Below are 24,088 nucleotides of genomic sequence, written 5' to 3'. Positions count from 1 at the left end.
CCATCATCGGTGACCCCTCGGAGGCGGGTTCCGCTCCTGCTCCGGCCGCCCCCGCGCCCGCGGCTGAGACGCCGGCCCTTGCCGCCCAGGCGGCTCCCGAGCCCGCCCCTGCACCTGTCCCGGAGCCTGTCGCCCCCCAGACCGGCGGCTCGGCCGACGGTACTGAGGTGACGATGCCGGCCCTGGGTGAGTCCGTCACCGAGGGGACGGTCTCCTCCTGGCTCAAGGCCGTGGGTGACACCGTTGAGGCCAACGAGCCCCTGCTCGAGGTCGCCACCGACAAGGTGGACACCGAGGTCCCCTCCCCCGCATCCGGCGTCCTGCTGGAGATCCGTGTCCCCGAGGACGAGACCGTCGAGGTCGGCACCGTCCTGGCCATCATCGGTGACCCCTCGGCCGCACCAGCGACAGCACCCGCCCCGGCTGCCACGCCGCAGGCCCCCGCTCCCGCCGCCGAGCCGGTTCCCGCTCCGGCTCCGGCAGCGTCGTCGGCCCCCGCTCCTGCCGCAACCGCGGCGCCTGCAGCCGCCGCTCCGGTGAGCTCGGGCGCCACAGGCTCCTACGTCACTCCGATCGTGCGCAAGCTCGCCAAGGACAAGGGCGTGGACCTGTCCACCGTCACCGGCACCGGCGTGGGAGGCCGTATCCGTAAGCAGGACGTGGAGGCCGCGGCCAAGGCCGCAGAGGAGGCTCGTGCAGCCGCCGCGGCCGCAGCCGCCCCTGCTTCTCAGGAGTCCGCTCCCGCCGCTGCGGCCAAGCCGGCCCCGGCCAAGCCCGAGGTGGACACGACCCTGCGCGGCCGTACGGAGAAGATGAGCCGCCTGCGCCAGGTGATCGCCGAGCGCATGATCGACTCGCTGCAGACCTCTGCTCAGCTGACCACCGTCGTCGAGGTGGACGTGACTCGCGTGGCCGCTCTGCGGGCCCGCGCGAAGAACGACTTCCTGGCCAAGAACGGCACCAAGCTGACTTTCCTGCCCTTCTTCGTCCAGGCGGCGACGGAGGCCCTCAAGGCCCACCCGAAGATCAACGCCTCCATCGAGGGCAAGAACGTCACCTACCACGATGTCGAGCACGTCGGCATCGCGGTGGACACGCCGCGCGGCCTGCTCGTGCCGGTGGTCAAGAACGCAGGGGACCTCAACATCCCCGGGCTGGCCAAGCGCATCAACGACCTGGCCGCCCGTACCCGGGACAACAAGGTCAACCCCGATGAGCTCAGCGGCTCGACCTTCACGATCACCAACACCGGCAGCGGCGGTGCCCTGTTCGACACCCCGATCATCAACCAGCCGGAGGTCGCGATCCTGGGCCTGGGCGCCATCCAGCGCCAGCCGCGCGTCATCAAGGATGCCGACGGCGGCGAGGTCATCGCCATCCGCTCGGTGTGCTACCTGGCCCTGTCCTACGACCACCGACTGGTGGACGGCGCGGACGCGGCCCGCTACCTCATGACGGTCAAGAAGCGCCTCGAGGAGGGCGACTTCGGCGGCGAGCTGGGGCTGTGAGCCTGCGCTCGGCCCGCTAGGCCGTCAACAACGGGGCCCCGCACCATCACGGTGCGGGGCCCCGTTCGTTGTACCCGGGCTATCGGGTCCTGTACTCGGGCATACGACAACCGCCGCTGTCCGTTCCCGGGCTCACGGCTTGGCTCAAAAGTCCTCCGCTGCAGCCCGTGCGATACCGGCGAGCGTGTTCTCCAGCCCCAGACGAATCCCGCGCCAGACGATCGGGTAGAGCAGCGTCCCCAGCCGCCCCCATGTGCGATGTGCCAGGACCAGACGGACACGAGTGCCGCCTGGCGCCTCAATCAGGTGCAGGTCACGAACGGATGCCACCTCACCGTCGCGAGGCCCTGAGACGACGCTGCACGACCAGGTAACCCTTGCGGCCACAGATGTTTCCAGCCGCCACCTCAGGAAGACGGTCCGACGTCGCCCCTCCACCCTCTGCACGACGCCGTCGGAAAGAACCTCGACCAGCTGCTGTCGGGGCAGGGCCCACCACGTGAGCCGGTCCGGGTCCCTCAGTAGGGCGGCCAACTGAGCCACCGGCGCTGAGATGAAGCGTTCCTGACTCAGGACCCGATCCAGGCCGTACCCACGGTACTCGTCAGTCATCCGGTAGCGTCCCCGGGCTGATTCCTCGTCGGCCACTATCTCACTGAGCTCAGTGCGCAGGTAGCCGACATCAACACCGCAGTGAGCAAGAAGCCTGACGACCGGGGACTGGAGCGAGACGGTGGATGAGGAGATGAGCGCTTGCAAAGCCTGAGCGCTGGTGCTGAATGAAGCCCCCGTGTCGTCAATGAACTCGGCGGCAGCGTCCGAGAGGGGAATCTCCCCTCCTGCCCTCACGGTCAGCTCTTCGGCTGCGATCGGCGCTGGCCTGAGGGCGTCGGAAAGGCTGACGCCCACGCGAGCGAGGTCCGCATCAGCCATCTCCTCGATGGCAGCGCGTGCTCGCGTGAGTGTCACGCCCTGGGCCGCCAAGACAGCCGCAGCCGTCCCACCTTGGGCGAGGAGACCGAGGAGCATGTGCTCCGGCTCGATCTCCCGATGATGCAGGCGCGCAGCCTCCGCGCGCATGGCTTCGAGCCAGGTCAGGTAGTGGTTAACAGCGGCCATCGTCATCTCCTTCGGGTCGGGGCCAAACCGGGCTGGACTCGCTTGGCGTACTTCTTGTGGACTGCCTGACGAGAGACTCCAAGACAGGAGGCGATCTCGCTCCATCCCATGCCTGCGCGCAAGGCGGCCTCGACCTGCGCAAGCTCAAGGCTGTCCTTCAGTCGCCGCAGAGCCGCCACAGCTCGTAGCCCATCTTCGGGGCGAGTGGTGTCAGCAGCCTCGGTGGCTGCGGTGAGCGCATCCATGTAAGCAACTTAGGTTGACAGAACTATTTTGTCAACCTTTGTTGCTACTCACCTTCAATAACGACATTCAGCCAGGCGACCGAACACCTTTCCGCTTCCGCCACACACCCACCACTGAGCCGACTCCTACACCCTCAGTCCCTGCTCGCCACAGACACTTCAGCAAGACCGACGACGCCGCGAGCGAAGTCGATGCGATCCTCCGTGGAGCTGAACTCGCCCGCCAAGGGGCCGTCGAGGAGCAGCGAGGCCAGGCCGTGCACACCGGACCAGATCAGGACCTCCGCCTCGACCTGAGCACCATCACCCATCATGGCCCTCGCCAGACGGGCCAGCTCATGACGCGCACGCTCACCGGCCTGCACCACCTCCGGGAAGCGCTCGGGATCGCAGACGTCGGGTCGGAACATCACCCGGAACACCCCGGGGTGACGTAGCGCGAACTCAACATAGGCGTTTCCCGAGGCCACCAAAACCGCATGCAGATCCGCACTTCCAAGCCCCTCGTGCGCCACAGCGAGCCTGTCCGCGAGCTCATCGAAGCCCTCACATACCAAGGCCGCCAGGATGGCTTCGCGGTTTGCGAAGTAGTGGTACGGCGCCTGGTGCGTACAGCCGGCACGACGTGCAACCTCCCGCATGCTCAGGGCACTGGGGCCGGCTTCATCGAGGAGCTCCCTGCTGGTTCGCAGCAGCTCGGAGCGCAGGTCCCGGCCGCCGCGGCGCCCTGAGGCGCCTGTCGTTTCAGAGGTCATGGAAGGAGTCTAGAACCGAGCTACTAGACAGTGTCCAGTTGACTGCTATGCTGACTTGACACTGTCTAGTCATTGGAGGGGTAAAGGATGTCCTACGACGTCATCGTGATCGGTTCGGGTATTGGAGGCCTGACGACTGCCGGCCTGCTGGCGCGGGCCGCCGGCAAGCGAGTTCTGGTCCTGGAGCGGCATACGGAACCGGGCGGACTGACTCACACCTTCCGGCGTGACGGCGCATCCTGGGACGTGGGGGTGCACTACATCGGTCAGCTCGGTCCCGGAAGCCAGGGCCGCGCCTACTTCGACTACCTCTCTGGTGGCGAGCTGGAGTGGAACCGTATGCCCGACTCCTACGACAGGTTCGTCTACCCGGGCGTGGACCTGCGCGTCAGCAGTGATCCGCTTCGGTACGAGCGTGATCTGGTTGCCGCATTCCCCCAGGAGGCCAGAGCCATTCACCGTTACTTCCAGGATGTTCGCCGGGCGACACGGTGGGTGGCGCTGGGCTTCGTCCAGGGGTTGGTCCCCCGACCTGCGGCCTCGCTGCTCAGAGCCGCCCAGCGCCTGGGAGGCCGAAGAGCCACTCAGACGACGAAGGCGTATCTGGATGCCCACTTCCGCTCCCCCAGACTCAAGGCCGTCCTGGCCAGTCAGTGGGGGGACTACGGCCTGCCGCCGTCCCGATCGGCCTTTGCCGTGCACGCAATGATCGTCTCCCACTACATCGAGGGCGCCTGGTTCCCCCGCGGTGGCAGCGCTCGGATCGCCCGCACCTTCGAGAAGGGCATCGAGCAGGCCGGAGGCGCTGTCCGCGTCGCTCAGGAGGTCACCGAGATCCTCACCGAGAACGGGAAGGCGGTCGGGGTCCGAGTCATGGACCACCGCAGCGCCCAGGTACGCGAACGCGTCTACCGCGCCCCGGTCATCGTGTCCGCCATCGGCGCCTCCAACACCTTCAACCGTCTGTTGCCCACATTCGGAGAGATCGGGAGACGCACCGGGCCCGCACGCCGCTCGCTGGAGCACCTGGGTACGGGCACGTCCGCGGTCACCGTGTTCCTACGCTTGCGTGATGACCCGCGCAGCATCGGCATCGATGGTGGAAACATCTGGGTGAACCGGGACCTCGATCACGAGGGCGCACAACGGTACAGCGATTCGTTGCTCGAGGGGCGCCCTCACGACGTCTTCGTCTCCTTCCCCTCTCTGAAGTCCGGCGAGTCCCCACATACCGCCGAGCTCATCTCCTTCTGTGACGCGCGAGCCTTCCGGCAGTGGGCCGAGCAGCCCCGAGAAAACCGCGGCCCCGAGTACTCCACCCTCAAGGAGCGCATCGCCCGAGGCATGCTGGAGCTGGCTGAGAGCGCGGCTCCGGGGCTGACCGAGCTCGTGGACTACGTGGAGACCTCCACTCCTTTGACCTACGAGCACTACACCGCCCACCCGGACGGCGCCTTCTACGGGCCGCCCGCCACACCGCAGCGGTACAGGTCCAGCCCGTTGGGCCCACGAACCGCGATCCCGGGACTGTTCCTGTCCGGGCAGGACGCCGGAAGCACAGGAATCATGGGCGCCATGATGGGCGGACTCGCGGCAGCCTGCCAGGTGCTCGGACCACGCGGTTACTCCACCATCACCTCCGCCGTGCGGGAATCTTCCGCCACTCCTGTCCCGCACGGCGCCCGCACACTGCCGGAGGGCAAGTACCACGCGGTCCTGGTCTCCAAGCGCCGCCTCACCCCCAGTGTCTGGGACGTGACGCTCCACGTGGACGGAGACATCGACCACTGGGCGCCTGGGCAGTTCGCCCGACTGCACGTGGGCGACAACGCGTGGCGCGACTACTCGATCGCGGGGCTCGATGACCATCGGCTCCGTCTGCTCATCTCGACTCGGACGGGTGGACGAGGGTCGCAGTTCATCGAGCAAGCCGATACGGGCACCAGAACAGTGGTCGAGACTCCTCTGGGCGGGTTCGGGCTCGCCGGCTCGGGGAGACGCCGGTTGTTCATCGCCACCGGAACTGGGATCGCCCCCATGCTGGCGATGTTCGCTCAGGCACCTGGCCTGGAGCACGACACCCTGCTCTTCGGGTGCCGCCATCGCGACGAGGATCTGACGAGTCTGATCGACTCGCCCATGCCCGGGCGGGTTGTGCGCTGTCTGAGCCGGGAGGAGGTACCCGATACGTTCCACGGACGGGTCACCGACGCACTGCCCGAGGTCATTGACGGCAGTGACCTCGATCCCGATCGGACGGACGTCTACCTGTGCGGCTCAGCCGCGATGGTCTCCGACACCCACCGGTTCCTTGAGCGCGCCGGCTACGAGTCCATCCACACAGAACCGTACTGATCCCCCTCGGGGCACGCGGTCGGGCTCATGTCACAGCCCGAATGTCGGCGACACGCCACGGTTCTGGAACCAGGACGAGCACGACCTGCCGGGGGCTGGGAGCGGGCACCGTACGCCTTCCGGAAGGACCCGAGCGTGTCGAGGCGCTTTGAGACAGCGTGACCCGCACTGCCCTCGCACTGGGCCAGAGAGCGGCTGCGTCGTTGGGCAGCTCCACCTCAACGACCTGACTGACGGAGGTCTGCAGACCTTCGACGCTCTCGCCCGACTCGAGCAACTCATCTAGAAGCTGCGAGTCGGCCTCGGCAGCGGGCGACTGGACGACCGTCGTGGCGGCGAGTGCACCGGCGTCGGCGGCCATCAGTGCGCGGTCTCGAGCCGCGGACAGCGTGACGACCACATTCACCATGCCCTCGGCGTCCCCTTGAGTCGGTCTGGGGACCGGCGCGGTCGCGGACGCACTCCCGGGGGTGGAAGGAGAGACGCTCACTGACGGGGAACCGCTGGAAACAGCGGGCGCGCTTGGCCGCGTACTCGATGCCGTACCGAGCGCCCATGCGGGTCTGAACGACGCGAGCCCTCTCACCGGCCCCCAGACGGCCAGGCATGCCACGATGATCAGTGCCGCCGCCAGCGCCCAGGTGCGAACCCGCCGGCCTCCGGCTCGCCGCCCTCGGCCCCAGCGTATGGCCGCAGGAATCCGGTCGGAGCCCTGCGCACCACCACGGCCTCGACCGGCGGCCCCTTCGAGGGACTCGACCTCCACCTTCGATCCGGGGCTCGTCCTCATCCTGTTCCTGAGCCTGGAGCCGACCATCCGCGTCGGGGTGCGGGCGGCCGCGCGCAGGCAACCGGCGGCGAGCCGGGCGCCGTCGGGCAGCTCGATGGGGGAGGTCTGTCCCAGCTGCGGCGCACGGGCCACCAGATCCCGGGCCTTCGGACGATCGGCAGGGTCCTTCGCCAGGGCGTCGACCAGAAGGCCCGCCAGGCGCCTGGCCCCGGTCCCGCTCTGCCCCGCACACTCGATCAGCAGACGGGCGAGGGCATACACGTCGGAGGCAGCCGACGGCGGAGCGCCCGCGAGCCGCTCAGGGGCGGCGCAGTCCTGCGTCCCCGTCTCCATCACGGACCCCAGCAGGTCGATGAGGACCGGGCGCCCGTCAGTGGTCACCAGGACGTTACCGGCCGAGACGTCGCCGTGAGCGACGCCGTGCTCGTACAGGTAGGCCAGGGCCGAGCCCAGAACATCCAGAAGGGTCGCCAGCTGGTGGACGTTGAGTCTTCCCCTGGCTCCCAGAACCACGTCAAGTCCGGCCCCGTCGACGAGGTCCGTGATGACGCCCGCCCGGTGCTCGGGCAGGGACACGACCTCCCGCACGGTCACCAGACCGGGATGACGCAGCACACGCAGATCGGCCAGTCTTCGCAGGACGGCTGCACCGCCGCGGCCGGGAGGCAGGTCAACGACCCGGATCACCACGTGACGTCCCTGAGCATCCAGCCCGCGCCGAGGCGCGCCAGGAGCGGTGGAGCGCCCCATGACCTCGCCGACGGTATAGCCCTGCTGGGACAGGACGTTGAGCGCCGAGACCGCGATACCCGGCTCGGCGTCGGAGGCCGGGAGCCTGCGGGCTCGGGAATCGCGGCCTCGAGGCACCGGGCGACGTCGTGGTCGCCGGTCCCCGCTGCCACCATCGGCCGAACGATCAGGAGGGCGAGGGCGCGTCGTTGAGCTCATGCACTCCATGGTCACCACGGCCCCGCCCGATGACCAGAACCTGTCGTCGGCCTGTGGATAACTCCGGCGCTTGAGCCGGTTGTGGTCACGTAGACTGCGCTCGTGCTGCGACAGGACATGGAGCTCGGCTCCCGGCTCGTCCCCTTCGAGGAGGGCTGGAAGTGCCAGAGAGCGGTCCATGCCGATGTGGTCGCGGGCCAGCGCCCCAGCACGCTGCTGCTCGTGGAGCATGAACCTGTCTACACGGTTGGTAGGCGAGCCCACTCCTGGGAGCGGCCCGACGGCGACGTCGTCGAGCCCGGTCATGTCCCGGTGGTCGACGTGGACCGAGGCGGGAAGACCACCTGGCACGGGCCGGGGCAGCTGACCGTCTACCCGATCCTGCGCCTGAGCCAGCCCATCGACGTCATTCGTTACGTGCGCGCGCTGGAGTCCGCGGTCATCGACCTGTGCGCGCTCTACGGACTGCGGACGATCCGGGTTGAGGGACGCTCTGGGGTCTGGGTACCGGCCGACGCCGAGGGGGTGACGGTCCCAGATCGGCCCCGACGCACCGAGCGCAAGATCTGCGCCCTGGGGGTCAGGGTCGCCCGGGGGGTCACCATGCACGGAATCGGTCTCAACATCGACCCCGACCTGGAGGCCTTCTCCTTGGACCGCATCATTCCCTGCGGGATCGACGACGCCGGCGTGACATCCTTGAGCGCGGAGACCGGCCGGCACCTGGAGACCACCGCTCCTGCACACGCCCTGGTGGAGGCCCTGGAGACTCATCTGGCACCGTTGGTGGCAGACGCCACGTGACAACAGCGGCCTGCTTCTAGGTCTGAGGTCCTATGAACCGGCAAGGGGGTACTAGACTTCGAGTGGAATCTTTGTCGGCGAGGAGAGGTAGAAGTGAGCACCACGGTGGCCCCCGAGGGGCGAAAGCTCCTGCGGGTCGAGGCGCGCAACGCCCAGACGCCCATCGAGTCCAAGCCCGACTGGCTGCGCACGCGAGCCGTCGTCTCGGAGACCTACCAGGAGGTCCGTGGACTGGTGCGGGAGAAGAGCCTGCACACGGTCTGCGCCGAGGCGAACTGCCCCAACATCTACGAGTGCTGGAACGACCGCGAGGCCACCTTCCTGGTGGGCGGCGAGATGTGCACCCGTCGCTGCGACTTCTGCGACATCGCCACTGGTCGTCCCACCGAGTACGACGTCGACGAGCCCCGGCGCGTGGCGATATCCATCAAGGAGATGGACCTGCGCTACGCCACCGTCACCGGCGTGGCCCGCGATGACCGCCCCGACGGCGGTGCCTGGCTCTACGCCGAGACCTCCCGGCAGGTGCACGAGCTCTCCCCGGGCACCGGGGTCGAGCTGCTCATCCCCGACTTCAGGGGCAACCCGGAGGCGCTGGAGGACGTCTTCTCCTCGCGCCCCGAGGTTCTGGGGCACAACCTGGAGACCGTCCCACGCATCTTCAAGCGGATCCGTCCAGCCTTCTCCTACCAGGGCAGCCTGGACGTCATCACCGCGGCCTCCGAGGCGGGGCTGGTCACCAAGTCCAACCTCATCCTGGGCATGGGCGAGACCCGGGACGAGATCGAGGCGGCCATGGCAGCTCTGGTGGAGGCCCGCTGCGACATCCTCACCATCACGCAGTACCTGCGTCCCTCCAAGCTGCACCATCCCGTTGACCGCTGGGTCAAGCCCCAGGAGTTCGTCGAGTTGAGCCGTCTGGCCGAGGAGATCGGATTCGCCGCCGTCATGAGCGGCCCGATGGTGCGCTCCTCCTACCGCGCCGGCATGCTGTGGGGGCGGGCCATGGTCAAGCGCGGCCGGCCCATCCCCGAGCGCCTGGCCCAGCTCGCCGAGCCCGCCACCGCTCGCCAGGAGGCGTCGGCCCTGCTGGGGACGCACCCCCATCTTGCGGCCGCCTGCTGAGAGCCGATTCGCGCGCGCAGGCCGGCCACGCTGACGGCGAGACCGTGTGTGCCAGTGCACCGACGTCGTCTATTGTGTGCCCGTGAGTAGTGCCCAGTCCCCCCAGCCGAAGAAGAAGCGCCGGCTGGCTCAGTACCTTCAGAACATCAAGGACTCCTACACGATCTCGCGGCGAAGCTACCCGTGGATCGGGTGGACGATGCTGGCGGTGCTCGCCACGTGCCTCGCCCTGGGGGCCGCAATCTCCGTCGGCTACGGACTGTCCCTGTGGTACTGGCTTGTTCTGAGCCTCATGTTGGCGCTCATGATCGACATGATCATCCTGTCGGTCACGGTGCGCCGCGCCTCCTACGCCCAGATCGAGGGGATGCCGGGAGCAACCAAGGCCGCCCTCGACCAGATCGGCCGCGGCTGGTACGTGGAGCCCGAGCCGGTAGCCTTCAACAAGAACCAGGACCTTGTGTGGAGGCTGGTGGGACGCCCCGGTGTCGTGCTCATCGCCGAGGGCCCCGATACTCGCGTCCGTCGCCTGCTCGCCGAGGAGGAGCGCAAGGTCCACCGGCTGCTGTCAACCGTTCCCATCCACACCCTTCAGGTGGGTACCGATGCCGGACAGGTGCGCCTGATGGAGCTGTCCAAGACGCTGCGCCACCTGCCGACCAAGCCCACGTCGCTGACCGACAGCGAGATCACCCAGGTCTCGAAGCGGCTGGCCTCCCTGGCCGGCAAGAACCTGCCCATCCCCAAGCACATCGACCCCAACCGGGTGCGCCCCGACCGTCGCGCGATGCGCGGACGCTGATCTCCTTCGCCGTCTCCCTCTCCCTCCCCACTACCCCTCGCCCTGCACATCCACCGTACGGCGATCAGTCATCCCTTGACACCGTGCAGTTCTCCGTCGAAACACTCAGGCAACACCGGCGCCACTCCTTCGTCACGGGCGGGTCAATATAGTTGCCGATATCAGCCGCAGTACATACGTATGAAGTGTGTGCGCCGTTCCCACATGGAGGAGATATGTTCAAGGACGCATCCGAGGCACTGACGTTCATCGAGAAGGAGAACGTCGCGCTGGTCGATGTGCGGTTCTGCGACCTACCCGGCGTCATGCAGCACTTCACCATTCCCGTGGCCGCCTTCAAGGATGAGGCCCTCACCGACGGCCTCATGTTCGACGGCTCCTCGATCCGAGGCTTCACCGCGATCCACGAGTCGGACATGAAGCTGGTCCCGGATGTGACCACAGCCTTCCTCGACCCCTTCCGCGAGGAGAAGACGCTGGTCGTCAACTTCTCGATCGTCGATCCTTTCACGGACGAGGTCTACGCTCGCGATCCGCGCTCGATCGCGGCCAAGGCCGAGGACTACCTGCGCTCCACCGGAATCGCCGACACCTGCTACATCGGCGCAGAGGCCGAGTTCTACCTCTTCGACTCGGTGCGCTACGAGTCCTCCCCGGCCGAGTCCTTCTACGCCATCGACTCCGCCGAGGCCGCCTGGAACACAGGCCGCGAGGAGGAGGGCGGTAACAAGGGCTATAAAACCGCGTTCAAGGGCGGCTACTTCCCGGTCTCCCCCAACGACCAGATGGCTGACATCCGCGACCGCATGGTGCGCACCTGCCTGGCTTCCGGCCTGGAGATCGAGCGGGCCCATCACGAGGTCGGCACCGCCGGACAGCAGGAGATCAACTACCGCTTCAACTCGTTGCTGGCCGCCGGCGACGACATGATGAAGTTCAAGTACATCATCAAGAACGAGGCCTGGCGCAACAACAAGACAGCCACCTTCATGCCCAAGCCGATCTTCGGCGACAACGGATCGGGCATGCACACCCACCACTCGTTGTGGAAGGACGGCAAACCGCTGTTCTTCGACGAGCGCGGCTACGGCCAGCTCTCCGACCTGGCTCGCTGGTACATCGGCGGCATCCTCGCCCACGCCCCGGCGCTGCTGGCCTTCACCAACCCGTCAGTGAACTCCTTCCACCGGCTGGTTCCCGGCTTCGAGGCACCGGTCAACCTGGTCTACTCGGCACGTAACCGCTCGGCCTGCATCCGCATCCCGGTCACCGGCTCCTCCCCCAAGGCCAAGCGCGTGGAGTACCGAGTACCGGACCCCTCATCCAACCCCTACCTGTGCTTCGCCGCCGTCCTCATGGCGGGCATCGACGGCATCCGTCACCGCATCGAGCCGCGCGAGCCCATCGACAAGGACCTCTACGAGCTCGCACCCGAGGAGTACTTCGACATCGACAAGCTCCCCGACAGCCTGGACCAGGCGCTGGAGGCCCTGGAGGAGGACCACGACTTCCTCACCGAGGGCGACGTCTTCACTCCTGACCTCATTGAGACCTGGATCGAGTACAAGCGGGCCAACGAGATCGAGCCGCTGCGGCTGCGCCCCCACCCCTACGAGTTCCAGCTCTACTACGACCTGTGAGTTGTTGATGCAGCTCAGACGTAGGCCCTGAGTCTCCTGCACACGAGGCTCAGGGCCGATGTCGTGCTATACGCCACCTTCAATAGCTGCATATCTATACTGCATTGCGGATATTCTTTCTCCGTCTTGATCCACTCCGAAGAGGACGACCTACGATGAGGTTCCGCCAACACACCGCTCTCGGGCTGGCCGCAGCTTGTCTCATCTTGAGCGGGTGCACCAACGCCGCTGACTGGAACGCGCACCGGAGCTCGCAGATCCACTCCTACGACACCTCCTCGATCCAGGCTCAGCCCGACATCATCGCCAAGCTCCCCCAGGGAGCCCTCGACGACGGCGTCCTGGACGTGGCGGCATCCACGGACTATGCACCGGCCGAGTTCCTCGATCCCTCGGGCAAGGCCGTGGGCTACGACGTCGACCTGACCAACGCGATCGCCGCGGTGCTGGGCGTCAAGGGAAAGGTCCACACCGCCGAGTTCGACTCGATCATCGCCTCGATCGGATCGAAGTACGACGCCGGTATCTCCTCCTTCACCGTGACTCCCGAGCGGACCGCCGAGGTCGACATGACCGCCTACATCAATGTGGGCTCGCGATTCAACGTTCAGGCCGGCAACCCCAAGGAGGTCGACACCTCCGACCACCTCAGGCTGTGCGGACGGACCATTGGCGTCCAGGTGGGCACCGGCCAGGAGGCCACGATGCGCAAGGCCGCCGAGAACTGCGCGAACGCGGGCAAGGACGTGCTGTCGGTGCGCTCCTACTCCAAGCAGTCCGAGGCGACCACAGGCTTGGTCGGCGGCACGATCGACGCCACCTACTCCGACTCCACCGTGGCCGGGTACGCCGTCGAGCTGACCGACGGCCAGGTCGTCACCCTGGGCGAGGTGGAGGACGCCGCACCCCAGGGAGTGGTGACCTCCAAGGCCGACCCGAAATTCACCGCCGCGATCCAGGCCGCCGTCCAGTACCTCATGGATCAGGGCATCTGGCAGAAGATCCTGGAAAACTGGGGCGTGAAGGACGCCGCCCTGACCACCGCAGAACTCAATCCCGCAGTGAAGGAGTGAGCCGTGACCGCCTCACCCGCCTCTGACGACGAGAAGGTCGTTCTCAACAACCCCAAGCCGGTCCCCCGCCCGGGGACCTGGATCAGTGCCGCGATCGTGACGGTTCTGGGGGCCATGCTCATCCACGGCCTGGTCACCAATGAGAAGTTCCACTGGTCCACGGTCTGGTTCTTCCTGCGTGAGGTCCACGTGGTCAAGGCCGTCGGGTGGACGCTGCTGCTGACCTTCATGGCCATGGCCATCGGCATCGTCCTTGCAGTGACGACTGCGATCCAGCGCCAGTCCTCCAACCCGGTGCTGCGCTGGGTGGCACTGGCTTACCTGTGGTTCTTCCGCGGGACCCCGATCTACACCCAGCTGGTGTTCTGGGGGGCGCTGTCAGCGCTCTACCAGAAGCTCAGCCTGGGTATCCCCTTCGGCCCCGAGCTGCTGACCTTCAAGACGACGACGGTCTTCACCCCCTTCGTTGCCGCGGTCCTGGGGCTGGGCATCAACGAGGGCGCCTATCTTTCCGAGATCGTCCGTTCGGGCCTGAACTCGGTGGACAAGGGCCAGAGTGAGGCCGCCGGGGCCCTGGGCATGAGCAGGGGGCAGATCCTGCGCAGGATCATCCTGCCGCAGGCGATGCGGGTCATCGTGCCGCCCACCGGCAACGAGACCATCTCCATGCTCAAGACGACCTCCCTGGTGCTGGCAGTGCCCTTCACCCTGGACCTGACCTTCGTCACCAACTCCTACGCGTCGCTGACCTACCAGATCATCCCACTGCTCATTGTCGCGGCCATCTGGTACATCATCATCACCTCGATCCTCATGGTGGGACAGCACTACATCGAGCGCTACTACGGCAAGGGCTTCGACTCTGACAAGGCCTCCGCCGCCTCCGGCCGGGGGCTGTCGGCCCGCCAGCAGGCGATCCTCAACGCCCACACCACCAAGGACGATCCCTTCCTGGAGGTCACCCCATGAGCACATCCACTCACGCCGCAGCTGAGACACCGAAGGTTGAGATCAGCGACCTGCACAAGTTCTTCGGCGAGCTGCACGTGCTGCGCGGTATCGACCTCATCGTGCCCCCAGGATCGGTCACGGTCCTCATCGGCCCCTCGGGTTCGGGAAAGTCAACGCTTCTGCGTTGCATCAACGAGCTGGAGTCCATCGACGCCGGCCGGGTCAAGGTCGACGGCGAGCTCATCGGGATGCGCGAGGTCGAGCGCGGTGGGCGCACCGAGCTGCACGCCCTGTCGGACAAGGCCCGGGCTGCACAACGCGCCAAGATCGGCATGGTCTTCCAGCGCTTCAACCTCTTCCCCCACATGACGGCTCTGGAGAACGTCATGGAGGCGCCGGTTCAGGTGAAGAGGATCCCCAAGGCCAAGGCACGAAAGCGCGGTATCGAGCTTCTGGAGCGGGTGGGGCTGGGTGATCGTCTGAATCACTATCCCTCCCAGCTCTCCGGCGGTCAGCAGCAGCGGGTGGCGATCGCCCGGGCACTGGCGATGGACCCCGAGCTCATGCTCTTCGACGAGCCGACCTCGGCCCTGGATCCCGAGCTGGTGGGTGAGGTGCTTCAGGTGATGAAGGACCTGGCGGCGTCCGGGATGACGATGGTCGTGGTCACCCACGAGATGGGCTTCGCCCGTGAGGTCGGTGATCAGCTGATCTTCATGGACGGCGGCGTCATCTGCGAGTCCGGTGACCCCGTGGAGGTCCTGGACAACCCGCAGGCCGAACGGACCCAGGCCTTCCTCTCCTCAGTCCTCTAGGGCCAGCCGGTCAGGAGACCTGGTCCCAGGCGCCATCATCCCAGGAGGTCAGGCTCCACCCGGCACCGGGATCGCCGTCGACGACGGTGATCCCGGTGTTGCGCATGGGACGCTCGGCGATCCACAGCGGGTCCACGCCGCCTCCGGGCGCTGCCTTGAGGGAGGTCCACAGACGCAGAGCGGTGCCGTGGGAGACGAGCAGGGCCGCCTGGTCTCCCGCCCGGGCGGTCTGCTCGTAGATGCGGCCGACGGCGTCGTCGAAGCGCTGAAGCGTGTCGTGTCCGTCCTCTGGGGATCCGGGGATGCGACAGGCGGGGCGCCCCGCCATCCAGGCCCGGGTGGTGTCCACGTAGCAGGCCACCGAGCGGGCGTCGGTGTTCATCTCCAGATCCGCGGCCAGAACCTCCCGCAGGCCCGAGTTGACGGTGGCGCTCAGGCCGGTGGCCGCCTCGATGGGGGCGATGGTCTGACGCGCACGCAGGATCGGGGAGACCCACAACGAGCCCAGCCCCTCGAGCAGGCCGGCCTCCTTCAGACGGCCCGGCAGCCCGTCGGCCTCCCGGAGGCCCACGTCATCCAGAGGATGCCCGGGGAAGGCGGTATCGAGTGCCTGCATGACATTGGCGACGGTGCGACCGTGGCGTACGAGAATGAGCCTCACGGCGCCAAGTCTGCCAGGTCCGTGGCGGACCGGCCTTCGGCGCTGGTGCGATCCTCATCGCCCGGCCGCACTCACCCGGTTCCCCATCAGCCTCGTCAGCTCCAGGGGTAGGGACCCGCTGAGGGCCTCCTGCTCGGGCGGGCGCCGCCCGAGCGCCGCGTCCGAGAGGACTTCGCCGTACTGCTGGTGCGACGAGCCTGTTCGCCACGTCCCTTCGCCGAGCCCGCGATGTGGCCCGTCGCCGAGCTCCGGCCCCGCCCAGGCGATGCGCTACTGGCCGATGGGGTCGGCGCGGATGGGGGCGAGTCGTGGGCGCCGCCGTCGGAGAAGACGATGCGCTCGACCACGGCCCGGGTGTGGCGGGCGCTGCGACGGTAGAGGTCCTCGAGCTCGCGCTCCCTGCCGCTGCCCAGACCGACGAGGCGACCCACCAGCCGGATCTCACGGATCTGGACCGGCAGGACCTGGGCTCGGGGCCCGGAGGCGCGCCCGGTGCCCAGGACGATCGCGGATCGTAGCCGGCTGGCCAGGATCCATGCGGCGACCAGTACTCCCCCGTCGTCGGCACTGAGCAACCCGGCCTGGACCGCGGCCTGAAGCGCCCCAGTGGTCGAAGTGGTCCGCAGCCCGGCGATCCGACCGGCATGGGCCAGCTGAAGCACCTGGGCGCTCCACTCCACGTCACTGAGCCCTCCGGGGCCGAGCTTGAGGTGGCGGGCGGGGTCGATGCCGCGAGGCAGACGCTCGGTCTCCACGCGGGCCTTGATCCTGCGGATCTCCCGCAGGTCCTGGGTGCCCAGCCCGCCCTCGGCCCAGCGCAGAGGGTTGATGAGCTCCTCGAAGCGCCGCCCCAGATCGCCGTCCCCGGCACAGGCCCTGGCACGCAGCAGCGCCTGACGCTCCCACAGGGCCGACCAGCGCCCGTAGTACTCGCCGTAAGCGGCCAGCGAGCGGCTCATGACGCCCTGGCGGCCTTCGGGCCGCAGATCGGAGTCCACCTCGAGGGGATGGGGACGCGCCGAGGCGAGGAGCCCGACCACCTGCTTAGCGACGGCCTCGGCCTCCTGGGCGGCCGCGGCATCGTCCGCACCGTCGCGGGACTCGTGGACGAACAGCACGTCCGCGTCAGAGGCGTACCCGATCTCGCGGCCTCCCAGGCGCCCCATGGCGACGACGGCGTGGCTGGCAAGCGCCGCCTGCCAGTGCCCGTCGGCGTCGGGTCCGGTGGCGACCGCCTCGATGCCGTCGCGCTGGGCGATGACCAGTCCGGTGGCGATCGTCAGCGCCCCGCCCAGGACCGCGTCGGTGGCGTCGGTGAGGATGGAGGCGGTGCGCTCGGGATCAATGGCGTCCAGGCAGTCCGCCAAGGAGGCGCGGACCTCCTCGCGGGCACGTACTCTCAGGATCGCCTGGACCGCCTCGAGCGCCTGCTCAGCCAGCGCAGAGTCATCGGGGCCGCTGAGGCTGCGCCGGCGCAAGATGGCGGCGATCTCCTCCGCCAGCGCGCCAGGGCGTCGGGGTTCGAGCTCGGCGTCGTCGTCGAGCCAGGCGATGGACTCGGGAAACTCCGCGAGGCGCTCGGTGGCCCAGTGTGCGCTTGAGAGCACCTGGCACAGTCTGCGCGCGGCCACCGGCGAGTCGCGCAGCATGGCCAGGTACCAGTGCGAGCCGCCGATGGCCTCCGACAGGCGGCGGAAGGACAGCAGGCCGAAGTCGGGGTCGGCGCCCTCGCCGATCCAGCCGATGATGACCGGCAGCAGCTGGCGCTGGATGGCTGCTCGGCGGCTGACCCCCTCGGTGAGAGCCTGGATGTGTCGCAGCGCCCCGTCCGGATCCGTGTAGCCGACGGCGGCGAGTCGCTCGCGTGCCGCCTGGGGGCTCAGCGCCATCTCGTCCGCGCTGAGAGTGGCGGCGAAGCTCAGCAGCGGGCGGTAGTAGATCTCCTGGTGAAGGGCGCGCACGCGCCGGCGCAGGTCCTTGAAGTCATCCCAGAGGCTGTCTCCCCGGCCCAGACAGGTGGAGACGCCGCGCTCGATGCGACGCAGGTTCTCCTCCCTCTGCGGCAGGTTGTGGGTCCTGCGCAGGCGGAAGAGCTGACTGCGATGCTCCAGGAGCCGCAAGGCCTTGTAGCAGCTGCTCATGGCCGCGGCATCGGCCCGACTGACGTAGCCGCCCGCGCTGAGCGCGTCGAGGGCCTCCAGGGTGCCGGGTACGCGCAGGCTCTCATCGGAGCGGCCATGGACGAGCTGGAGGAGCTGGACAGTGAACTCCACGTCCCTCAGGCCTCCGGGCCCCAGCTTGATGCGCCGGTCCTCGCCGCCGCGCGGCACAGACTCCTTCTCCACCCGGCGACGCATGGCACGGGCGTCCTCAACGAAGTTCTCCCGCCGGCTGGCCTCCCACACGAAGGGCGCCACCCCTTGCTCGTAGCGGGCGCCGAGAGCCATGTCCCCGGCGCAGGCTCTGGCCTTGAGCAGGGCCTGGAACTCCCAGGAGGCGGCCCATCGCCGGTAGTAGGTCAGGTGGGAGTCCAGGGTGCGCACAAGCGCGCCGTCCTTGCCCTCGGGGCGCAGCGCCGTGTCCAGCGGCCACAGTGGCGGCTCGGGCGCGGTGGCGGAGACGACGTGGGCGAGCTCGGTGGCCAGGCGGGTGCCGACCTCCACGAGGAACTCCTCGCTGAGCGGCTCCCCTACGGTCTGAGAGTGCTGGGCCTGGCCGACCACGTAGACAACGTCGACGTCGGAGATGTAGTTGAGCTCGTATGCCCCGGTCTTGCCCATAGCGATCACGGCAAGGGCCACCTCGTCCGTCTGAGGTCCGACAGCGGCGCGGGCGACGAGCAGGGCTGCGTCCAGGGCGGCGTCGGCGAGCTCCGCCATACGGTGGCAGACGGTCGGGACGTACTCGATCGGGTCTGCGCTGGTGAGGTCATCGGCGACGATCGCCGTGAGACGGTCCCGATAAGCGCGCCGCAGCGCGGCAGTCGCCCGGTTGACGGCCGGGCCGGGACCGTCCGGGACCCGAGTATCACCATCGCTGCCTGAGGCCTCTGCGTCCGAGGAGCCTGTCTGTCCCAGCGAGTCCTGGACCGCCCGCCGCAGCGCCTCGCGTGCGTCGGGTTCAAAGGGGGCGTCCCATGCCCTGGCCGGTGCAAGAGCCATGAGGTGCTCGGGGTGGGCCACGAGAAAGTCCCCCAGGGCCTGCGAGGCTCCCAGGACTGCGAGCAGGCGTTGCCTGTGCTCGCGCGTCTCAGCGGCGTGCTCGGTGAGGATGCTGCGCAGAAGTGCCGCGGGCGCACGCGTGCACCCGGGGTCGACGTCCTCCGGTGAGGCCCGGAGGCATGACTCGGATGCGGTCACGGCCTCAGCCAGTCGGACGAGGCTGAGCAGGGCCATGTCGGGATCGGCGGTGAGGGCCAGGGCCTCGATGAGCTCCTCTCGGCCGGCTCCGAGCCGCACGTCACCCGGTCGGCTGCCTGGCCGCCCGGAACGGTCTGCGCGGGAGCGGGTGGGTGCGGTCCCCGTGCTACCGAAGTCATCGGTCTCATCGTCTGCAGGAAGGAGGGACAGCAACGCGGGGTCACCCAGGAGCGCTTCGGCGCGGGTGGCGTTCTGGAAGCCGGCCCGCAGCAACAGGGTTCTGGGTGAGGAGCTGTGCCGTGAGGGCGCCCCGACCGGCGGGCGATTGTCGCTCTGGTCTCTCACAGCTGCCTCCTGCTGCGATCAGGCACGGGGGAAGAACTGGCTGAGCTCGAAGTCGGTGACCTGGGCGTCGTAGGCCCGGTACTCGCGGCGCTTGTTACGCAAGAAGTACTCGAAGGTGTCCTCCCCGAAGGTGTCGGCCACCAGGTCGGACTGCTCCATGGCCGCCACCGCGCTCTTGAGCGAGGTGGGAAGGGCGTGGATCCCCAGAGCCTTGCGCTCCATCTCGGACAGGGCCCAGACATCGTCCTCGGCCTCGGGGGGAAGCTCATAACCCTCCTCGATGCCCTTGAGCCCGGCTGCCAGGATGACCGCATAGGCCAGGTAGGGGTTGGCCGAGGAGTCGATGCCGCGGTACTCCACGCGCGCGGACTGGGCCTTACCGGGCTTGTGCATGGGCACCCGCACCAGGGCGGAGCGGTTGTTGTGGCCCCAGCACACGTAGCTGGGGGCCTCGTCGCCGCCCCACAGGCGCTTGTAGGAGTTGACGTGCTGGTTGGTGACGGCCGTGATCTCCGAGGCGTGGTGCAGCAGTCCGGCGATGAAGGAGCGTCCGGTGGCGGAGAGCTGGTACTGGCCGGAGGGGTCGAAGAAGGCGTTGCGGTCGCCCTCGAACAAGGAGAAGTGCGTGTGCATGCCCGAACCGAACTCGTCGGGGAAGGGCTTGGGCATGAAGGTGGCCAGGCAACCCTCCTCCAGGGCGACCTCCTCGACGACGGCGCGGAAGGTCATGATGTTGTCCGCCATGGACAGGGCGTCGGCGAAGCGCAGGTCGATCTCGTTCTGGCCGGGGCCGCCCTCGTGGTGGGAGAACTGCACCGAGATCCCCATCTGCTCCAGCATGAGAATGGCGTGACGCCGGAAGTCGTGGGCGGTGCCGCCGGGCACGTGGTCGAAGTAGCCGGCGTCGTCGGTGGGACGGATACGCCCATCGGCGTCGCGGTTGACCAGGTAGAACTCGATCTCAGGGTGGATGTAGCACGTGAAGCCCGCCTCGGCGACGCGGGCGAGCTGGCGCTCGAGCACGGAGCGGGGGTCGGTGCGGGCGGGCTCGCCGTCGGGGGTGAGGACGTCACAGAACATGCGGGCCACGCCGTTGGCTCCGTCTCGCCATGGGAGCATCTGGAAGGTGGAGGGGTCGGGAGCGAGAAGCATGTCGGACTCGAAGACACGGGTCAGTCCTTCGATGGCCGAACCGTCGAAGCCGATTCCCTCCTCGAAGGCGCTCTCGACCTCGGCCGGGGCGATCGCCACGGACTTGAGCTGTCCGGACACGTCTGTGAACCACAGGCGGATGAAGCTGATGTCGCGTTCCTCGATGGCTCGGAGCACGTACTCCTGCTGCTTGTCCATGGTGCCTCCTCAGCGTGGGGTGCGGCAGCGGGCCGACGGCATGTTCGGCCGCAATCCGCCTGAGACGTTACTTACCTGGGACCAGCCTAGTGCGCGGGTGCGTCGGGCAGGTTTCGAAGATCGCCCCCGGTGAAGGCGGCACGACGAGTTCAACGGCGCGCCGAGGCCTCCCCCCTGACCTCGGGTAGCCTCGGGCCCATGGCTACACCCGAGTCCCCTTACGGATCCTCCGTCACCATCGGAGGCGGCAAGCCCGTGCGTGTTCATCACCTCGCCGCAGCGAAGCACGATGGCACCAAACTCGTCATGCTCACCGCCTACGATGCCGTGACCGCCCAGATCCTGGACGGGGCCGGAACCGACATGCTGCTGGTGGGCGACTCGATCGGCAACGTCATGCTCGGGCACGACTCGACGCTGCCGGTGGAGCTGGACGAGATGGTGGTGGCCACGCGCTCGGTGGCGCGGGCGACCAAGCGCGCACTCGTGGTGGCCGACCTTCCCTTCGGCACCTACGAGGCAGGTCCTGAGCAGGCGCTGGCCAGCGCGGTGCCCCTCATGAAGGCGGGGGCCAACGCCGTCAAGCTCGAGGGCGGCAGGCCCCGGGCGGCAAGTGTGCGCACGCTGACCCAGGCGGGTATCCCGGTGGTGGGGCACCTGGGATTCACTCCACAGAGCGTCAACATGCTCGGGGGCTTCCGGGTTCAGGGGCGCGGCGAGGCCGCAGAGGAGCTGCTGGCCGACGCGCGGGCGCTGGCCGAGGCGGGGGCGATCGCCCTCGTTCTGGAGATGGTGCCCGAGCCTCTGGCCGCGCGCGTCACCGAGTCGCTCGCGATCCCCACGATCGGTATCGGCGCAGGAGCCCGCTGCGACGGTCAGGTCCTCGTGTGGACGGACATGGCCGGGATGACGGGGTGGTCGCCGCGTTTCGCCCACCAGTTCGGTCAGGTCGGCCAGGCACTGCAGCAGGCGGCCGCCGACTACGGCACCGCAGTGCGCGAGGCCTCCTTCCCGGCTGAGAAGCACTGGTTCAGCGCCTGACGGCGACAAGACCTGTCACGCACATGGAAGAGGTCTTAAGCGCCTCGTCTGAAAGGACGAAGGACGAGTCCCCCGAGTCGGACGTCTGCTCCTATGCTGACACCATGAGTTCTTCGGCTTCCCCTGCGCCCTCGGCCTCACTGGCCGACCGCGCACCACGCGGCACGCTCACTCCCGGAACCCTCAGTCCTGAGCGGCATGTTCCTGCATCCATCGAGCGTCCCGAGTACATGTTCCACGACGGTCCCGAGCGCGTGACGGCCTCGGAGATCAAGGACGCCGAGACGATCGAGCGGATCCGGGTGGCGAGCCGACTGGCCGCCCGCGCCCTGGCCGAGGCCGCCAAGGCGATCGCCCCGGAGGTGACCACCGACGAGCTCGACCGGATCGCGCACGAGTACCTGTGCGACCACGGCGCCTATCCCTCCTGCCTGGGATACATGGGTTTCCCCAAGTCGATCTGCACCTCGATCAACGAGGTCATCTGCCACGGCATCCCCGACTCGACCCGTCTCAACGAGGGCGACCTCATCAACCTCGATGTCACCGCCTACATCGGTGGAGTGCATGGAGACACGAACGCCACCTATGCCGTCGGCGAGGTGGACCCTGAGACGGAGCTGCTCATCGACCGGACTCGCACCGCGATGGAACGGGGCATCAAAGCAGTCAAGCCGGGTCGCGAGGTCAACGTCATCGGCCGGGTCATCGAGGCCTACGCCAAGCGGTTCGACTACGGGGTGGTGCGTGACTACACCGGCCACGGAGTCGGCGAGGCATTCCACTCCGGTCTCATCATCCCCCACTACGACGCCGCCCCCCTTCACGACGACGTCATCGAGACCGGCATGGTGTTCACCATCGAGCCGATGCTCACGCTCGGCAGCATCGACTGGGAGCAGTGGGACGATGGCTGGACGGTGGTCACCAAGGACCGCTCCCGTACTGCTCAGTTCGAGCACACCCTGGTGGTCACTGACGACGGGGCCGAGATCCTCACACTTCCCTGAGCCATCTGGGTGCAGGGCAGAACTCCCCATCCGAAAGTGTCCCATTCTCTGTTCATCCACGTCTGTCCACGTTGCCTGACAACGAGGTGACGACGTATCGTCCGTGGGCAGCGGACGTGTCGGTTCCGTTTCCAGGGAGCCGCGCAGCGAGTCCCGCCCTTTCCCCTTCCGGAGGTTCACATGGCTTTGCGCTTCAATCCACCACCGAACTGGCCCGCGCCGCCAGAGGGCTTCGAGCCGCCCGCGGGTTGGCAGCCTGACCCCGCATGGGGGCCGGCGCCCGAAGGCTGGCAGATCTGGGTTGACGACTCCGCCCCTTCCAGCGGATCAGCCGCCTCGGCTGCGGGCGCGGCCACGGAGGCCGACCCGGCATGGGCGCCGACCCAGGCCGTATCAACCGCCCCGACGGCACAGATGGGCACCGGCGCTCCGGTTGCCGACCCGACCGGCCTGTCCGCCTCAGCCCCTTCGGGTGACTACGCCGGCTCGGCGGCGGGCCCCAGTCCGTATGCAGCCAACATGGACTACGCCCAGTCCCCCACGCCGTTCCAGAGTCAAGGCGCCCCTGGAGGCCCGCAGCCTCCTGTCAGCAACTGGCAGCCTGGAGCCATCGGAGGACCGGGAGGGACCGGGGGCGGCTCCAAGCCGATCACCCAGCAGTGGTGGTTCTGGACCGGCGCCGCGGTACTCGTGGTAGTACTCGTCATCAGCGGTGTCGTGTGGGCGATGAGTGGCTCTGATGACAATGGCGGTTCCAACAAGGCCGAGCAGAGCTCCTCACAGAGCAGTAAGCAGGATTCGTCAACGAAGGACAAGCCCAAGGACTCAGGTAACAACGCGTCCGCCGGGGCGTCTACCGGAGCGTCCGCAGGTTCATCACAGGGAAGCGACGGACCCGGGTCTGACCCGAAGAATCCCATCGATCCCACCAAGTCGTCCATTGAGTTCAAGGCCGGAAAGTACGACGACGACCCGAATGCCACGGTGACCGTCAGCATCGGGGCGGTTGAGTGGAACGCGAATGAGGACATCAAGGCTGCCAACAAGTACATCTACCAGGACCCGCCCGCCGGCAAGGTCTACATCCGCGTCCCAGTAGAAATTTCCTACAAGGGCAAAGGACAGTACCAGAAGTACAGTCTGCACATCGACTACTCCCACGACGGCAATACCTCGGGAAGTGAGTCGTTCATCGACGACTCCATGTTCAACCAGCAGGACATGCCTCGAGACGGGGGCTCTGCGAAGGGAAACTTCGTCTTCCTCGTGGATCAGGCCACCGCCAATGACGGCAAGGGCGTGTTTGCCGTTACAGGGTTCTCCGGCAACGATGAGGTGTATGTGGCTGCAAAGTGAGCCGCTCACATGACGCATGAGGGTGGGGCCAACCAG

19 protein-coding genes are annotated in these 24,088 nt (G+C 67.7%); 12 read left to right on the top strand and 7 right to left on the bottom strand.

The genetic code is table 11. The annotated features are described in order from the left end of the window. Window positions 1-1,508: 2-oxoglutarate dehydrogenase, E2 component, dihydrolipoamide succinyltransferase (gene sucB / locus BKH33_RS01445; RefSeq protein ID WP_081395403.1), on the top strand; the 1,508-nt coding region annotated here is incomplete at its 5' end. Between the two features lie 144 nt (window positions 1,509-1,652). Here the strand turns inward: sucB and BKH33_RS01440 are convergent. From BKH33_RS01440 to BKH33_RS01430, 3 genes are all read right to left on the bottom strand, one after another. Beyond that, the gene (locus tag BKH33_RS01440) at window positions 1,653-2,627 is read right to left on the bottom strand and encodes a Clp protease N-terminal domain-containing protein (protein ID WP_003783292.1); all 975 of its coding nucleotides are present in this window, start codon (window positions 2,625-2,627) and stop codon (window positions 1,653-1,655) included. Between the two features lie 2 nt (window positions 2,628-2,629). After that, a complete protein-coding gene (locus tag BKH33_RS01435; protein ID WP_003783243.1) occupies window positions 2,630-2,872 on the bottom strand; it encodes a hypothetical protein in 243 nt (80 codons plus the stop codon). 134 nt (window positions 2,873-3,006) lie between these two features. Beyond that, entirely contained in the window at window positions 3,007-3,627 is a 621-nt protein-coding gene (locus BKH33_RS01430) for a TetR/AcrR family transcriptional regulator (RefSeq protein ID WP_003783275.1), read from the bottom strand. 87 nt (window positions 3,628-3,714) lie between these two features. Here BKH33_RS01430 and BKH33_RS01425 point away from each other — a divergent pair, with 87 nt between their 5' ends. Then, window positions 3,715-5,982 carry an FAD-dependent oxidoreductase gene (locus BKH33_RS01425; RefSeq protein ID WP_076142457.1) on the top strand — a complete coding sequence of 756 codons (2,268 nt, stop codon included), beginning with the start codon at window positions 3,715-3,717 and terminating at the stop codon, window positions 5,980-5,982. 25 nt (window positions 5,983-6,007) lie between these two features. On the opposite strand, the gene BKH33_RS01420 is transcribed toward BKH33_RS01425, so the two are convergent. Further along, window positions 6,008-7,720, bottom strand: a complete 1,713-nt coding sequence (locus BKH33_RS01420; RefSeq protein ID WP_232621430.1) for a protein kinase domain-containing protein — start codon at window positions 7,718-7,720, stop codon at window positions 6,008-6,010. A 102-nt stretch (window positions 7,721-7,822) separates the two neighbouring features. Between BKH33_RS01420 and lipB the strand changes: the two genes are divergently transcribed. From lipB to BKH33_RS01385, 7 genes are all read left to right on the top strand, one after another. Further along, the gene (gene lipB, locus BKH33_RS01415; protein WP_003783265.1) at window positions 7,823-8,524 is read left to right on the top strand and encodes a lipoyl(octanoyl) transferase LipB; all 702 of its coding nucleotides are present in this window, start codon (window positions 7,823-7,825) and stop codon (window positions 8,522-8,524) included. A gap of 93 nt (window positions 8,525-8,617) precedes the next feature. Beyond that, window positions 8,618-9,649 (top strand): lipoyl synthase, encoded by a 1,032-nt coding sequence (locus BKH33_RS01410; protein WP_003783241.1) that lies wholly within the window; start codon window positions 8,618-8,620, stop codon window positions 9,647-9,649. Between the two features lie 46 nt (window positions 9,650-9,695). After that, window positions 9,696-10,451, top strand: coding sequence for a DUF4191 domain-containing protein (locus tag BKH33_RS01405; RefSeq protein ID WP_003783260.1), 756 nt, complete (start codon window positions 9,696-9,698; stop codon window positions 10,449-10,451). A 215-nt stretch (window positions 10,452-10,666) separates the two neighbouring features. Further along, the gene (gene glnA / locus BKH33_RS01400) at window positions 10,667-12,091 is read left to right on the top strand and encodes a type I glutamate--ammonia ligase (protein WP_003783255.1); all 1,425 of its coding nucleotides are present in this window, start codon (window positions 10,667-10,669) and stop codon (window positions 12,089-12,091) included. A 155-nt stretch (window positions 12,092-12,246) separates the two neighbouring features. Next, window positions 12,247-13,164, top strand: a complete 918-nt coding sequence (locus tag BKH33_RS01395) for an ABC transporter substrate-binding protein (RefSeq protein WP_003783283.1) — start codon at window positions 12,247-12,249, stop codon at window positions 13,162-13,164. Window positions 13,165-13,167: 3 nt separating this feature from the next. Beyond that, window positions 13,168-14,133: an amino acid ABC transporter permease gene (locus tag BKH33_RS01390; RefSeq protein WP_003783299.1), complete on the top strand. Its 966-nt coding sequence runs from the start codon at window positions 13,168-13,170 to the stop codon at window positions 14,131-14,133. Next, window positions 14,130-14,930, top strand: coding sequence for an amino acid ABC transporter ATP-binding protein (locus tag BKH33_RS01385; protein WP_003783279.1), 801 nt, complete (start codon window positions 14,130-14,132; stop codon window positions 14,928-14,930). The genes BKH33_RS01390 and BKH33_RS01385 overlap by 4 nt, the downstream gene beginning before the upstream one ends. A 10-nt stretch (window positions 14,931-14,940) precedes the next feature. On the opposite strand, the gene BKH33_RS01380 is transcribed toward BKH33_RS01385, so the two are convergent. The 3 genes from BKH33_RS01380 to BKH33_RS01370 all read right to left on the bottom strand — a co-directional run bounded on the left by BKH33_RS01380 (window position 14,941) and on the right by BKH33_RS01370 (window position 20,645). Continuing rightward, window positions 14,941-15,591, bottom strand: a complete 651-nt coding sequence (locus tag BKH33_RS01380) for a histidine phosphatase family protein (protein WP_003783258.1) — start codon at window positions 15,589-15,591, stop codon at window positions 14,941-14,943. A gap of 95 nt (window positions 15,592-15,686) precedes the next feature. Next, a complete protein-coding gene (locus BKH33_RS01375; RefSeq protein ID WP_003783269.1) occupies window positions 15,687-19,295 on the bottom strand; it encodes a bifunctional [glutamine synthetase] adenylyltransferase/[glutamine synthetase]-adenylyl-L-tyrosine phosphorylase in 3,609 nt (1,202 codons plus the stop codon). An 18-nt stretch (window positions 19,296-19,313) separates the two neighbouring features. Beyond that, entirely contained in the window at window positions 19,314-20,645 is a 1,332-nt protein-coding gene (locus BKH33_RS01370; RefSeq protein WP_003783274.1) for a glutamine synthetase family protein, read from the bottom strand. Between the two features lie 198 nt (window positions 20,646-20,843). Here BKH33_RS01370 and panB point away from each other — a divergent pair, with 198 nt between their 5' ends. The 3 genes from panB (at window position 20,844) to BKH33_RS01355 (ending at window position 24,052) form a co-directional block, all read left to right on the top strand. After that, window positions 20,844-21,686, top strand: coding sequence for a 3-methyl-2-oxobutanoate hydroxymethyltransferase (gene panB / locus BKH33_RS01365; protein ID WP_003783294.1), 843 nt, complete (start codon window positions 20,844-20,846; stop codon window positions 21,684-21,686). 104 nt (window positions 21,687-21,790) lie between these two features. Then, the gene (gene map / locus BKH33_RS01360) at window positions 21,791-22,696 is read left to right on the top strand and encodes a type I methionyl aminopeptidase (RefSeq protein WP_043539372.1); all 906 of its coding nucleotides are present in this window, start codon (window positions 21,791-21,793) and stop codon (window positions 22,694-22,696) included. A gap of 180 nt (window positions 22,697-22,876) precedes the next feature. Beyond that, a complete protein-coding gene (locus tag BKH33_RS01355) occupies window positions 22,877-24,052 on the top strand; it encodes a hypothetical protein (RefSeq protein WP_003783277.1) in 1,176 nt (391 codons plus the stop codon). The last annotated feature ends 36 nt before the right edge of the window (window positions 24,053-24,088 follow it).

The organism is Actinomyces naeslundii (assembly GCF_001956585.1).
GTDB classification, from domain to species: domain Bacteria; phylum Actinomycetota; class Actinomycetes; order Actinomycetales; family Actinomycetaceae; genus Actinomyces; species Actinomyces naeslundii.
The sequence above is the reverse complement of the archived record's forward strand: the minus strand, read 5'-3'. Positions and strand labels throughout refer to the sequence as shown.